Origin of the sequence: Alcaligenes phenolicus, from assembly GCF_032063905.1 — a bacterium.
Classification (GTDB): domain Bacteria; phylum Pseudomonadota; class Gammaproteobacteria; order Burkholderiales; family Burkholderiaceae_B; genus Alcaligenes; species Alcaligenes phenolicus.
The window spans coordinates 359,544-371,806 of sequence record NZ_DAMBOE010000004.1; the positions used below are offsets into that span (position 1 = coordinate 359,544).

Here is a 12,263-nt window from a genome sequence, read left to right on the forward strand (position 1 = left end):
AAACTATTCTTCCAATTGACGGATAGCACACATAATTTTGGCTTCGGCAACCACTTGGCCATCGACCAGGGCGCGGCCTGTGTACTTGCACAAAGCGCGACTGATGCGGTCAGCCGTCACTTCCAGACGCAACTGATCGCCTGGCATCACGGGCTTGCGGAAACGCGCGCCATCCACACCGACCAGGTAATAGGCCAGTTTGTTGTCCACTTTGGCGTACGGATCCTCGGGATCGGTAAAAGAGAACAGTGCGGCTGCCTGAGCCATGGCTTCAATGATCAAGACCCCAGGCATCACCGGCATGTGCGGAAAATGACCTGTAAAAAAGGGTTCATTCATCGACACGTTTTTAATGGCGACGATGCTCTTGCCGGGCACCAGTTCCAAGACGCGATCGACCAACAGCATCGGGTAACGATGAGGGAGGCGATCCATAATTTGTCGAATGTCGAGTTCCATGTCCTGTCCTGCTTATTTTTGTTTATTGATATGTTCAGATGATTCATTTGCCCCATCCGCCTGCTGACGTTCCAAAGAACGCAGGCGACGGCGCAAACCGCTCAATTGTCCCAACACGGCAGCATTTTTCTGCCAGTCCTGGTGTCCTGCAAAAGGATAAACCCCGGTATAACGTCCGGGCTGGCTGATGTTGGAAGTGACAGCCGTACCACCAGAGACGTGCACGTCGTCCCCCAGAACCAGGTGTCCCGAGAGCATCGCTGCCCCGGCAATCGTACAACGTGCCCCGATCCGGGTAGAGCCGGCCACCCCCACACACGCCGCCATGGCGGTGTGTTCGCCGACCTGCACGTTGTGACCGATCATGATCTGGTTATCCAGCTTGACGCCGTTGGCCAGCACCGTGTCGTCCAGTGCGCCACGGTCCACCGTCGTATTGGCACCGATTTCGACATCGTCACCAATACGTACATGACCGATCTGCGCGATCTTGGCCCACGCCCCCTTCCCTTTCACGGGATCCGGTGCGAAGCCAAAACCGTCCGCGCCCAGCACCACGCCCGAATGCAGAATGGCGCGTGCGCCAATATGCACCTGATGGTAAAGAGTGACACGTGCGTGCAGCAAGCAATCCTGACCCAAGGTGGAGCCTGCGCCAATTACGCAATGTGCGCCCAAACGGGTGCCCCGTCCGATCTTGACACCGGCCTCGATAACACAGAATGGCCCGACCGACACGCCTTCGCCCAACTCAGCGCTGGCATCAATCACTGCGCTGGGATGAATGCCCTGGGGCAAATCCGCCATGCGTACCTGATCAAAGCGTTGCGCCAGCAGCGCGTACATCAGATAAGGTTGCGAGCACAAAACCGGGATAAAGGACGGTGCAAAGCCCAGGCCTTCATAGACTTGTGGTGTCAGGATCACCACCGCAGCAGAAGTCTGCTCCAGCAGATCCTGCATCTTGGGATTGGACAGAAAGCTGATTTCCTCCGGGCCCGCAGAAAGCAAAGAGCCTAGGCCCCGAATCCGGGGCATAGGCTCTTTAATGCCTTCTGGCAGCTTGCAATCCAGTCCGGTCTTGTTGATGGCGTCTATGAGTTCAGACAGCTGTACAGCCTGATCAACGTTCAGCAATACCGGCATAGTGCATCAACCGCCCAGTGCTTTCAGAACTTCCTCGGTGATGTCCACACGTGGGCTGACCGTAACGGCGTCCTGAATGATCAGGTCGTAGCCTTGGGAGTCAGCAATACGCTTGATGGCGGCATCAGCCTGCTCAACAATGGCCGAGAACTCTTCGTTGCGGCGACGGTTGAAGTCTTCCTGGAATTCGCGACGCTTGCGCTGCAAATCGGAATCCAGATCAGCCAGCTGACGCTGACGCTTCACACGGTCGGACTCGGACAGCACAGGAGCGTCCTTGTCGAATTTCTGAGCTTGCGAACGCAGGTTGTTGGCCATGCGCTCCAGTTCTTCGTCGCGACGCTTGAATTCTGCTTCGATTTTGGTCTGGGCAGCTTTGGCGGGCTTGGAATCACGCAGGATACGCTCTGTGCTGACAAAACCGATTTTGGTCTGTGCCTGAACAACAGGTGCAGCGGTCATGGCACCGACACCCAGCGCGGCAGCCAGAACGAGCGCTTTATTGCCACGCGACAAGCTGCGGGCGATGTTTGTAAGTTTTAATGCGATGTTTGACTTCATGGAAAATCTACCTTGCTAATTAGGCTGCAGAATAGTGCAATTGTGCCACTAAACACGAACATCAGAAAGCGGTACCAATCTGGAACTGAAAGGCTTGTTTGTCGTCACCTTCCTTGGCGCGCAAGGCGCGACCGTAGGACAGCTGCAAAGGACCGAGCGGGGATTCCCACGACAAGCCCAGACCTGCAGCGTACTTCCAACCGCATGGGTCTTCCGACAAACGATCAGGGCGACCCATTGCACAACCACCGCTAGTGTTGTCGACCTTACCGGCATCGGCAAAGACAAACCAACGTAACGTGCGGTCACGTGACGCGCCCGGGAAAGGCAGGTACAGCTGGGCGTTGGCGATCATGCGACGCGAACCACCCAGGTAGTCACCGGTCAAGGTGTCTCGACCACCCAAGGATGCGCCTTCATAGCCACGTACCGAACCGATACCACCGGCGTATACGTTCTTGATGACCGGGAAGGTCTTGCCACCAATGCTGCGACCATAGTCAATGGCACCATTCAGAGCCAATGTATACGCACGACCCAATGGAATGTAGTGCTGGTGGCTGGCGCGCAGCATGTAGTAGCGCAGGTCCACGGTACCCATATCCGCCGACAGGCTAGTCAGGCTACCCTTGTTGGGAGCAATCGCGCTGTCACGGGTATCTTTGGACCAACCCAGATTAAAAATAAACGTATTGGTGCGCTCACCGTACTCATTCACGTAATCCTGATAGGCACGTGGCGTGTACTGGGGGCTCAGGCGTGAGAGCTTGTTCTGCTCAAAGTTCACACCCATGAAAATACGGTCGTACTCGGAAATAGGCACGCCAAAGTTCAAGCCCGCACCAATTGCGGTGTTCTGGTAATCACCCCAACCATCATTGGACTGGTAAGGCGTGGTACGACGGTAGTAAATCGAGGTGGTTTTGCTGATGCCGTCACCCGTCCAGAAAGGATTGGTGTGGCTGATCACCGCCGCACGGTTCACCTTACTGGTATTGACCTGCAAGGACAGACTATTACCGCTACCGAAGATGTTGTCCTGACTGATACCTGCCGACAACATCAACTTGTCGGTGGATCCGTAACCAATACCCAGGTTAACCAAGCCGGTGGGCTTTTCCTTCACGTCCACGTTCACGTCGACCTGGTCAGGCGAACCGGGCACAGGCTTGGTGTTCACGTCCACTTCGTTGAAGTAGCCCAGACGGTCAATACGGTCACGCGAGAACTTGATGGCGTCCGAGTCATACCAGGCCGCTTCTTGCTGACGCATTTCACGACGTACCACTTCATCACGGGTACGGACGTTTCCGCCTACCTCGATACGACGCACATACACGCGACGACCAGGATCGACGTAGAAGGTCAAGTCAGCCGTATGATTTTCGCGATCCAGAACCGGATTCGGGTTGGCATTGGCAAACGCATAACCCAGGCCACCCAGGTATTCGGTAATCGATTTCACAGTGGCGCTGGTTTTGTCCGAGGAGAAGACCTCGCCTTCTTTCTGCTGAACCAGAGGCTGGATCTTGTCTTCCAGACCCAGCAGATCACCCGCCAGCTTCACACTGCTCAGCTTGTAGGGCTGGCCTTCATGGATGGTCAAGGTGATGAAAATATCTTTGCGATCCGGGGAAATCGAAACCTGAGGTGCCTCGGCGGAGTACTCCAGAAAGCCGCGGTTCAGGTAGTAGGAGCGGATGCGCTCCATATCGCCTTCCAGCTTCTCGCGGGAGTACTTATCGGTGCCGGTGTACCAGGTCATCATGCCCGAGGTCGTCAGTTCCATCTGATCGAGCAAGTCACCTTGCGAGACGGCTTCCGTACCGACGATGCGGATTTCCTTGATCTTGGCCAGACCGCCTTCAAAGATGTCAAAGCTGACACCGACGCGGTTACGTGGCAAGGGCGTGATGATGGGCGTGATTTCCACACCGTACTTGCCCTTGGACAAGTATTGTTGTTTCAGCTCGAATTCGGCCCGTTCCAGCATGGAGCGGTCAAAAACCCGGCCTTCTCCAAAGCCAACCTGAGCCAGGGAGTTGGTAATATTCTTCGCATCGAACTCACGCATGCCATTAAAGGACACCGACGCGATGGTTGGGCGCTCTTTGACGTTGACGATCAGCACATTGGTGCTGGTGTCAATTTGCACGTCGCTGAAAAAGCCCGTGGCGTACAAACGCTGAATCGCGTCTGCGGCCTGCTCTTCCGAGAAAGACTCACCGACCTTGACAGGCAAGGACGAGAACACGGCGCCGGGGTCGACCCGCTGGATGCCGTTGACTTGAATATCGCGCACGACAAACGGTGCAAATGCATTCGCCAAGGCGGGAGCAAGCAGACTTGCCACCAATACGGGCAGAACACGCAACGCAAAAGTAGGTTTCCGGCTAAACGACATCCTGGACAATCCTTGGTCGGTCAAATGGTTGGAAATTGTATGCCACCCGCCCTCAACTGAAAAGGCGGGTGATGTCATTAAAAAAAGCAATACTCATCAGCAGGGCCAACAAGGCCAGGCCCAGGCGCTGACCGACAAGCATCATACGCTCCGAAGCGGGCTTGCCGCGCACAGCTTCGATGGCATAGTACAGTAGATGCCCCCCGTCCAACATAGGTACGGGTAACAAATTCAGTAAACCGATGCTAATACTGATCAGGGCCAGGAAATTCAGGTAGGCGATCAAGCCAATACGTGCTGTCTGGCCCGCATAATCCGCAATAGTAACCGGCCCGCTGACATTACGTACAGAGACTTCCCCCGTAATCATGCGCCCGATCATCTTCAAAGAGAACCAGAAGGTCTGCCCGGTACGGGTAAATCCGCGTTCCACACTCTCGATCGGCCCATAACGCACCAGCGTCATGGGCATATCCATAGCCACTTTTGCGCCGATGCGCCCCTGCGCATTGGCATCGCCTTCGGGGGTGAGCAGCAGGCGTTGAATTTCGCCGTCCCGCAGCACTTCAAGCTCCAGTGTCTTGCCTGCGGATTGTTGCACCTTTTGAACGAAAGCCGTGATCCCGGGCTCGATCAAATCATCCAGCCGGACAATAAGGTCATCCTCCCGCAGGCCTGCCTGCTCGGCTGCCGTATCTTTAAACACCTCTTGGACGATGGATCGCGCCGGACGCAGTACCAATCCTGCCTGGGCCATCAAGTCCTGCCCGTCCGGCAAAATCTCGCCCGCCGGTAATCTCAAGTAACGATTTTGTTCCTGTCCCAGCGGGTCCTTGACGCCCACTTCCAGCTCGCCGCCCGAGGACAAGGCGTCCATAAAGGCCCAACGCGCCTGCAACCAGGAGTCCACCGGCTTGCCATCGACCGAGATCAGGCGATCTCCAGCCTCGAAACCAGCTTGTGCGGCGGGTGTCCCTTCTGGAACGGGGCCAATTTGCGCAATAGGCTCTTGAGTACCCAGCAAGCCCACAAAGGCATAGATCACCACGGCCAGAATCAGGTTGGCCATCGGGCCGGCCAGCACAATCGCGGCGCGTTGTCGCAGGGGTTTGTAGTTGAAAGATTCGTCGATCTGGGCCTGCGTGGCATGAGCAGGCGGATCATTTTGCATGGCGACATAGCCGCCCAAGGGCAAGGCCGAGACGGCCCACTCAGTACCATTCCTGTCAAAACGGCGGTACAGCACCTTGCCAAAACCAATCGAGAACCGCTCTACCCGCACCCCGCAACGACGGGCCACCCAGTAGTGGCCCAGCTCGTGAAAGGTCACCAGCACGCCCAACGCTACCAAGAAAGCCAGCACGGTAAAGAGCATGTTAATTCCTGTTAAATACGCGCAGAGCTTCGGCAGTAATCCAGCGCCAGCGAACGGGTTTCGCTATCGAGCTCCAAGACCCCGTCCAGAGCATCCAAGGCCTGGCTGGCACGACCATTGAGCTTGTCCAGGCAATGTTCGATCACAGCCGGAATCTGAGTATAGCCAATCTGCCGTTCCAGGAAGCGGTCTACGGCGATTTCATTGGCGGCGTTCAAGGTCACGCAGGCGGCCTGACTGCTGCGCAAGGCATCATAGGCCAGTCGCAGACAGGGGAAACGCAGAAAATCGGGCTGCTCAAAATCCAGACGTCCCATTGTGGCCAGATCCAGCAAGCCTACACCACTATACAAACGCTCCGGAAAGCCCAGACCGTAGGCAATCGCCGTACGCATGTCAGGCTGACCCAATTGCGCCATGACGGAACCATCTATGTACTCGACCATGGAGTGAATCACGCTTTGCGGATGCACCACCACATCAATCTGGTCAACAGGCACAGAGAACAGCCAGTGTGCCTCAATGACCTCCAGACCTTTATTCAGCATGGTGGCCGAATCCACCGAAATTTTGCGGCCCATGCTCCAGTTAGGATGCGCGCAGGCCTGCTCGGGGGTCACTGCCTCCAGCTCGGACAGGTTGCGCGAGCGGAAAGGGCCGCCGGAAGCGGTTACCAAAAGACGACGCAAAGCAGCGACTGGTTGACCGGGTTCTGGAGGCAGCTCACCCGCCAGGCATTGATAGATGGCGCTGTGTTCAGAGTCAATGGGCATCAACTGCGCCCCACCCTCTTGCACGGCTTGCATGAAGATACGACCTGCCGCAACCAGCGCTTCTTTATTAGCCAGCAGCACACGCTTGCCGGCACGGGCAGCGGCCAGGGCCGAGGGCAAACCTGCGGCGCCGATAATCGCGGCCATGACAGTAGTGACTTGCGGATCGGCAGCCGTGTCGGCCAGCGCCTGAGCACCTACTCGAATCTCTGGCAAGGCACCGCCCTGCCACGCGGCCAGAAAGCGGCTACGCGCGGCTTCATCCGGCACGAGGACAACACGGGCTGCGCTGTTACGAGCTTGCTCGGCCAACAGCTCCATCCGAGTGTGGCCGCTCACGGCATAAACCGCCATCCGATCGGGATGACGAGCAATCACATCCAGTGTGCTGATACCAATAGAGCCAGTGGCCCCTAACACACATACATGCTGGAAACTCATGAGTTCTTCCTTGACGCAAACACTTTGAATCCACGCAGGACTAAAAGAGCCACGCCCCACTTAGCAGCAAGGCCACGGGAGCAACCGGCAGCAAGGCGTCGATACGGTCGTACACCCCACCATGACCGGGCAATAATTGACTGGAATCTTTAACACCGGCACGACGCTTGAGCAGGGACTCGAACAAGTCACCCACGATAGACAGACCCGCCAGCGCAACGCCCAAAGCAGCCGTGGCGACCCAGCCCCAGCGCTGCTGCACATCGGCACCGAAACTGCCGGCCCAATTTGCGCTGATCAACATCCATGCAGCAGCGGCAACCATACCACCGAGCGCTCCAGCCCAGGTCTTGCCAGGGCTGACACGCGGGGCCAGCTTGGCTTTACCAAAGGCACGACCCGCGAAGTAGGCAGCGATATCCGCCACCCAGATCAGGACCAGCAAGGAGAGCACATAGACAATGCCCTGCGTATGCAGAAACAGATACAGGCTGGCCCAGGCGACCAAAGGAGCCAGTACACCCATCACGCTGAGCAAGACCCCTTGCGTGCGCTGGGTCGCCTGACCTTGCAGCACCAGCCCGGTAGCGCCTACGACCCACAAGGCCGCCATCAGGGGCACCAGACCACGGTAGACCAAATCAGCCGCCTGCCCCTGCGGGCCGGTGTGATACCAGTGCACGCTTAGCCACAGCATCAAGGCACCGTTGAGCAAGGCCAGGGGCCAGGCCCAACGCTGCTGCTCCTGGGACAGGCTCAGGCGCTCCCATTCCCAGCAAGCCAGCGTACTCATCAGGACAAAAATAGCCAGCAATGGCCAGCGCACGGGGGCAAGCATGGCCGCGCCCAGAATGACCAGCAGGATCAGGGCGGTGATGACTCGTTGTTTCAACATAGATAAGGCTCCGTCAAGGCGCGGGGCTACCCTGCACCTGGGCACTGGTGCGCCCAAAGCGCCGCTCGCGCCCACGATACCACTCGAAGGCCTGCTCCAGCTGCGCCCGGTCAAAATCCGGCCAGTACGCGTCTGTAAAGTACAGTTCGGTATAGGCCATCTGCCAGATCAAAAAATTGGAAATGCGGCGCTCTCCGCCCGTGCGGATGAACAGATCCGGTTCGGGGGCGTAAGACATCGCCAAATAGGGACTGAACATGGCCTCATCCAGTTGTTCGGGATGATCGACCAAATGGGGATTGGCAGCCAGCGCCTTTCGGGTCGCCTGCAAAATATCCCAACGACCACCGTAATTGGCGGCAATCGTCAAATGCAAGGTGTCGTTATCACGCGTTTGTTCTTCTGCGTCGGCAATCAGCCCGCGCAATTCTTCGCTAAATGCGGATAGCTCACCAATAACATGAAGTCGGACGCCGTTTTTTTTCAGTGTTGCCACTTCTTTTTGCAGCATCTTGACGAACAGCCCCATCAACAGAGACACCTCTTCAGGAGGGCGTCGCCAGTTCTCGGAGCTGAACGCAAACAGGGTCAAATAACGCACGCCGAGCTCGCCACAGGCCTCGACAATGCGCCGGACGGTTTGTACACCACGCAAGTGCCCTGCCGTGCGTGGCAAAAGACGACGGGTCGCCCATCGTCCATTGCCGTCCATGACAATCGCCAGGTGGCCAGGAACCTGACCGTGTTCCGGAATAGTTTGGGTAGAACTGAAAGAAATCACCTAGCCACCTGTGCAAAAGCCGTTAGACCGTCATGATCTCGGCTTCTTTCTGGGCGATCAGCTTGTCGACTTCCGCCACATACTTGTCGGTCAGCTTCTGGATTTCGTCCTGGGCGCGGCGCTCGTCGTCCTCGGAGATTTCCTTGTCCTTGACTTGCTTTTTGAGCGTGTCATTGGCGTCACGACGCAGGTTGCGAATGGCGACCTTGGCATCTTCGCCTTCGCCACGCACCACCTTGGCCAGATCACGACGGCGCTCTTCGGTCAGCGCGGGCATGGGCACACGAATGCTCTCGCCCATCGAGATGGGGTTCAGACCCAGCTCGTTGTCACGAATGGCTTTTTCAATCGGGCCAGCCATATGCTTTTCCCACACTTGCACGTTCAGCGTGCGAGCATCCACCACCGTGATGTTGCCCACCTGGCTGACCGGCACCATGGAGCCGTAGTACTCAACCTGAATGTGATCCAGCAAGCCTGCAGTAGCACGGCCAGTGCGAATTTTGGCCAGGCCTGTCTTGAGAGACTCGAGGGACTTACCCATCCGGCTGTCGGTCGATGCTTTAATCTCGGAAAGACTCATGGACTAAATTCCTATAACTTTAAACGTGAACCAGGGTGCCTTCATCTTCACCAGAGACCGCGCGCGTCAAGGCGCCGGGCTTGTTGATGGAGAACACTTTGATCGGCAGTTTCTGATCGCGACACAAGGCAAAGGCGGTCGCATCCATCACTTCCAGACGGCGTACGATAGCCTCATCAAAGCTGATACGCGAGTAACGCGTCGCACCTGGGTCTTTATTGGGATCGGCACTGTAGATGCCGTCGACTTTGGTCGCTTTCAGTACGATTTCCGCACCCACTTCAGCGCCGCGCAAGGCCGCTGCCGTATCGGTGGTAAAGAACGGGTTGCCCGTACCGGCTGCAAAAATAACAACTTTGTTTTCTTCCAGGTAACGCAGTGCCTTGGGACGAATGTAAGGCTCTACGACCTGCTCGATATTCAGGGCAGATTGCACACGGGCATCCAGGCCACGGTGCTTCAAGGCATCTTGCAAGGCCAGCGCATTCATGACGGTAGCCATCATGCCCATGTAGTCGGCTGTCGCACGATCCATGCCCTGGGCACCTGGAGCGATGCCGCGAAAGATATTGCCCCCGCCAATCACGATAGCCAGCTGTACCCCCAACTGGGCAACCTGGGCGATCTCCTCCGTCATGCGAATGATTGTGCTGCGATTAATACCGAACGAGTCCTCGCCCATCAGCGCTTCGCCGGAGAGCTTCAACAGAACACGTTTGTAATGAGGGGTAGTCATGGGTGGGATTCCAAGTGACGAAGACAGAAGAGAGTGTAAAGCAGCAGGGCAGGCACCGCCACTACGGTGCCTGCCCTGAAAAAACAAGCTAGATTAGGCTTGGCCGGCAGCAGCAGCTACCTCAGCGGCGAAATCTTCAACACGCTTTTCAATGCCTTCACCCACAACGTACAGGGTAAAGCCAGCGATCGATGCTTTTTTCTCGTCCAGCATTTGCTGCACGCTTTGCTTGTCGTTCTTGACGAAAGGCTGGCTCAGCAGAGTCACTTCTTTCAGGAACTTGGCAACAGCGCCGTCAACCATTTTGGTGACGATGTCAGCAGGCTTGCCGGATTCAGCGGCTTTCTGAGCAGCCACGGAGCGCTCGGCTTCGATCTCGGCTGCGTCAACACCCGAAGCGTCCATCGCCTTAGGACGAGTCGCAGCGATGTGCATGGCCAGATCCTTACCCACTTCTTCGTCGCCACCGGCGAAATCAACCAATACGCCGATCTTGCCACCGTGAACGTAGCTGGCCAGTTGGCCGGCTGTTTCGTAGCGCTGGAAGCGACGGATAGAGATGTTTTCACCAATCTTGCCAACCAGAGCAGCGCGCACGGTCTCGACATTGCTGTCGGCCAGTGGCAGTTCAGCCAAAGCGGCCAGATCTGCCGGGTTGTTCTTGGCGACCAGTTGAGCGACGTCGTTGATAAAGCCGATGAAGTCATCGTTCTTGGCAACAAAGTCGGTTTCGCAGTTAACTTCAACTACGGAGCCGGTCTTGGCATCGTCAGCGATGTAAACAGAAACCAGGCCTTCAGCGGTAACGCGGGTAGCTGCTTTGCTAGCCTTGCTGCCCAGCTTCACGCGCAAGATTTCTTCAGCACGTGCCATATCGCCGTCGGCTTCGGTCAGTGCTTTTTTGCATTCCATCATGGGCGCGTCGGTTTTCTCGCGCAATTCTTTAACCATCGATGCGGTGATTTGAGCCACGGTTTTCTCCAATTCTGTAGAACATGCCCCGGCAAGCCGGGGCGATACGAAGGGTCACTGTAGCTGTCTGCCATGACAACTGATGGTGTCCGGCAGACAGCGGTGAACCTGTTACTCCTGGGTGTCAGCCTGAACTTCGACGAACTCTTCGTCAGCGGCGATTTCTTCAACCAGACCGTTCAGGTTCTGTTCGCGGCCAGCCAGCACGGCGTCAGCCATGCCACGAGCGTACAGAGCGATAGCCTTGGCCGAGTCATCGTTACCAGGGATCACGTAATCCAGACCTTCTGGCGAGTGGTTGGTATCAACCACGGCCACAACGGGGATACCCAGAGTGCGGGCTTCAGCCACGGCAATCTTGTGGTAGCCAACGTCGATCACGAACAGGGCGTCAGGCAGGTTGTTCATGTCCTTGATACCGCCGATGGCCTTGTTCAGCTTTTCCAGTTCGCGTTCGAACATCAAGGCTTCTTTCTTGCTCATGGTTTCCAGACGACCTTCAGCCATCTGAGCTTCCATTTCTTTCAGACGCTTGATGGAAGTCTTGACCGTTTTGAAGTTGGTCATCATGCCACCCAGCCAGCGGCTGTCGACGTAAGGCATGCCGCAACGTTCGGCCTCAGCAGCCACCAGTTCGCGAGCAGCGCGCTTGGTGCCTACGAACAGCACGTTGCCGCCACGAGCAGCCAGTTGACGCACGAATTTGGTTGCTTCTTCGTACTGAACAACCGTTTTTTCCAGGTTGATGATGTGGATGTTGTTACGCTGGCCGAAGATGAACGGAGCCATCTTGGGGTTCCAGTAACGGGTTTGGTGGCCAAAGTGCACACCAGCTTCCAGCATTTCACGCATTAAAGACATAAAGTTCTCCAAGGGTTTGGTCTTGTAACTGCCCGGTATCCGGTAAGGGCCGCAGCCTGTGCTGCATTCCAGACACCCCGAGACGGACAGTCACGCGATTTACAACTAAAAACATAAAAACGTTGCTCAACATGAGCGAACGCCTGCACTGCAACGGACTCACGCCTGCAGGCAGACAAGATATCTGCCATCCGGGCCCGAGCCTGAAACTTTTCTGGCTACCGCCTGCATACAGGGCACTGTTCGCAGGTGTATCCTAGAGGATTGCTTGGTCAG

The 12,263-nt window shown here is 56.6% G+C and carries 12 protein-coding genes; all 12 read right to left on the reverse strand.

Annotated features, from left to right (window positions below):
- Window positions 1-3: 3 nt before the first annotated feature.
- The 12 genes from fabZ to rpsB all read right to left on the reverse strand — a co-directional run bounded on the left by fabZ (window position 4) and on the right by rpsB (window position 11,987).
- On the reverse strand, window positions 4-459 hold the full coding sequence (fabZ, locus tag U2949_RS11305) for a 3-hydroxyacyl-ACP dehydratase FabZ (RefSeq protein ID WP_003799758.1): 456 nt from the start codon (window positions 457-459) through the stop codon (window positions 4-6).
- A gap of 12 nt (window positions 460-471) precedes the next feature.
- Window positions 472-1,605 (reverse strand): UDP-3-O-(3-hydroxymyristoyl)glucosamine N-acyltransferase, encoded by a 1,134-nt coding sequence (lpxD, locus tag U2949_RS11310; protein ID WP_257722590.1) that lies wholly within the window; start codon window positions 1,603-1,605, stop codon window positions 472-474.
- A gap of 6 nt (window positions 1,606-1,611) precedes the next feature.
- Window positions 1,612-2,166 carry an OmpH/Skp family outer membrane protein gene (locus U2949_RS11315; protein ID WP_003799754.1) on the reverse strand — a complete coding sequence of 185 codons (555 nt, stop codon included), beginning with the start codon at window positions 2,164-2,166 and terminating at the stop codon, window positions 1,612-1,614.
- Window positions 2,167-2,227: 61 nt separating this feature from the next.
- On the reverse strand, window positions 2,228-4,570 hold the full coding sequence (gene bamA, locus U2949_RS11320; RefSeq protein WP_009457011.1) for an outer membrane protein assembly factor BamA: 2,343 nt from the start codon (window positions 4,568-4,570) through the stop codon (window positions 2,228-2,230).
- Window positions 4,571-4,622: 52 nt separating this feature from the next.
- Window positions 4,623-5,945 (reverse strand): RIP metalloprotease RseP, encoded by a 1,323-nt coding sequence (gene rseP / locus U2949_RS11325; RefSeq protein ID WP_321287779.1) that lies wholly within the window; start codon window positions 5,943-5,945, stop codon window positions 4,623-4,625.
- An 11-nt stretch (window positions 5,946-5,956) separates the two neighbouring features.
- The gene (locus tag U2949_RS11330) at window positions 5,957-7,159 is read right to left on the reverse strand and encodes a 1-deoxy-D-xylulose-5-phosphate reductoisomerase (protein ID WP_026483285.1); all 1,203 of its coding nucleotides are present in this window, start codon (window positions 7,157-7,159) and stop codon (window positions 5,957-5,959) included.
- A 40-nt stretch (window positions 7,160-7,199) separates the two neighbouring features.
- On the reverse strand, window positions 7,200-8,054 hold the full coding sequence (locus U2949_RS11335) for a phosphatidate cytidylyltransferase (RefSeq protein WP_026483286.1): 855 nt from the start codon (window positions 8,052-8,054) through the stop codon (window positions 7,200-7,202).
- 13 nt (window positions 8,055-8,067) lie between these two features.
- On the reverse strand, window positions 8,068-8,832 hold the full coding sequence (uppS, locus tag U2949_RS11340) for a polyprenyl diphosphate synthase (protein ID WP_321287827.1): 765 nt from the start codon (window positions 8,830-8,832) through the stop codon (window positions 8,068-8,070).
- Window positions 8,833-8,857: 25 nt separating this feature from the next.
- Entirely contained in the window at window positions 8,858-9,418 is a 561-nt protein-coding gene (gene frr, locus U2949_RS11345) for a ribosome recycling factor (protein WP_009457015.1), read from the reverse strand.
- A 19-nt stretch (window positions 9,419-9,437) separates the two neighbouring features.
- Window positions 9,438-10,154 carry a UMP kinase gene (gene pyrH / locus U2949_RS11350; protein ID WP_003799741.1) on the reverse strand — a complete coding sequence of 239 codons (717 nt, stop codon included), beginning with the start codon at window positions 10,152-10,154 and terminating at the stop codon, window positions 9,438-9,440.
- A 93-nt stretch (window positions 10,155-10,247) separates the two neighbouring features.
- Entirely contained in the window at window positions 10,248-11,126 is an 879-nt protein-coding gene (tsf, locus tag U2949_RS11355; protein WP_009457016.1) for a translation elongation factor Ts, read from the reverse strand.
- A 111-nt stretch (window positions 11,127-11,237) separates the two neighbouring features.
- On the reverse strand, window positions 11,238-11,987 hold the full coding sequence (rpsB, locus tag U2949_RS11360) for a 30S ribosomal protein S2 (protein ID WP_021446553.1): 750 nt from the start codon (window positions 11,985-11,987) through the stop codon (window positions 11,238-11,240).
- Window positions 11,988-12,263 lie beyond the last annotated feature (276 nt).

Bases quoted from the DNA above. Each gene is read 5' to 3' on its own strand.
- fabZ (WP_003799758.1), bottom strand. From the start codon at position 459: ATGGAACTCGACATTCGACAAATTATGGATCGCCTCCCTCATCGTTAC.
- lpxD (WP_257722590.1), bottom strand. From the start codon at position 1,605: ATGCCGGTATTGCTGAACGTTGATCAGGCTGTACAGCTGTCTGAACTC.
- U2949_RS11315 (WP_003799754.1), bottom strand. From the start codon at position 2,166: ATGAAGTCAAACATCGCATTAAAACTTACAAACATCGCCCGCAGCTTG.
- bamA (WP_009457011.1), bottom strand. From the start codon at position 4,570: ATGTCGTTTAGCCGGAAACCTACTTTTGCGTTGCGTGTTCTGCCCGTA.
- rseP (WP_321287779.1), bottom strand. From the start codon at position 5,945: ATGCTCTTTACCGTGCTGGCTTTCTTGGTAGCGTTGGGCGTGCTGGTG.
- U2949_RS11330 (WP_026483285.1), bottom strand. From the start codon at position 7,159: ATGAGTTTCCAGCATGTATGTGTGTTAGGGGCCACTGGCTCTATTGGT.
- U2949_RS11335 (WP_026483286.1), bottom strand. From the start codon at position 8,054: ATGTTGAAACAACGAGTCATCACCGCCCTGATCCTGCTGGTCATTCTG.
- frr (WP_009457015.1), bottom strand. From the start codon at position 9,418: ATGAGTCTTTCCGAGATTAAAGCATCGACCGACAGCCGGATGGGTAAG.
- pyrH (WP_003799741.1), bottom strand. From the start codon at position 10,154: ATGACTACCCCTCATTACAAACGTGTTCTGTTGAAGCTCTCCGGCGAA.
- rpsB (WP_021446553.1), bottom strand. From the start codon at position 11,987: ATGTCTTTAATGCGTGAAATGCTGGAAGCTGGTGTGCACTTTGGCCAC.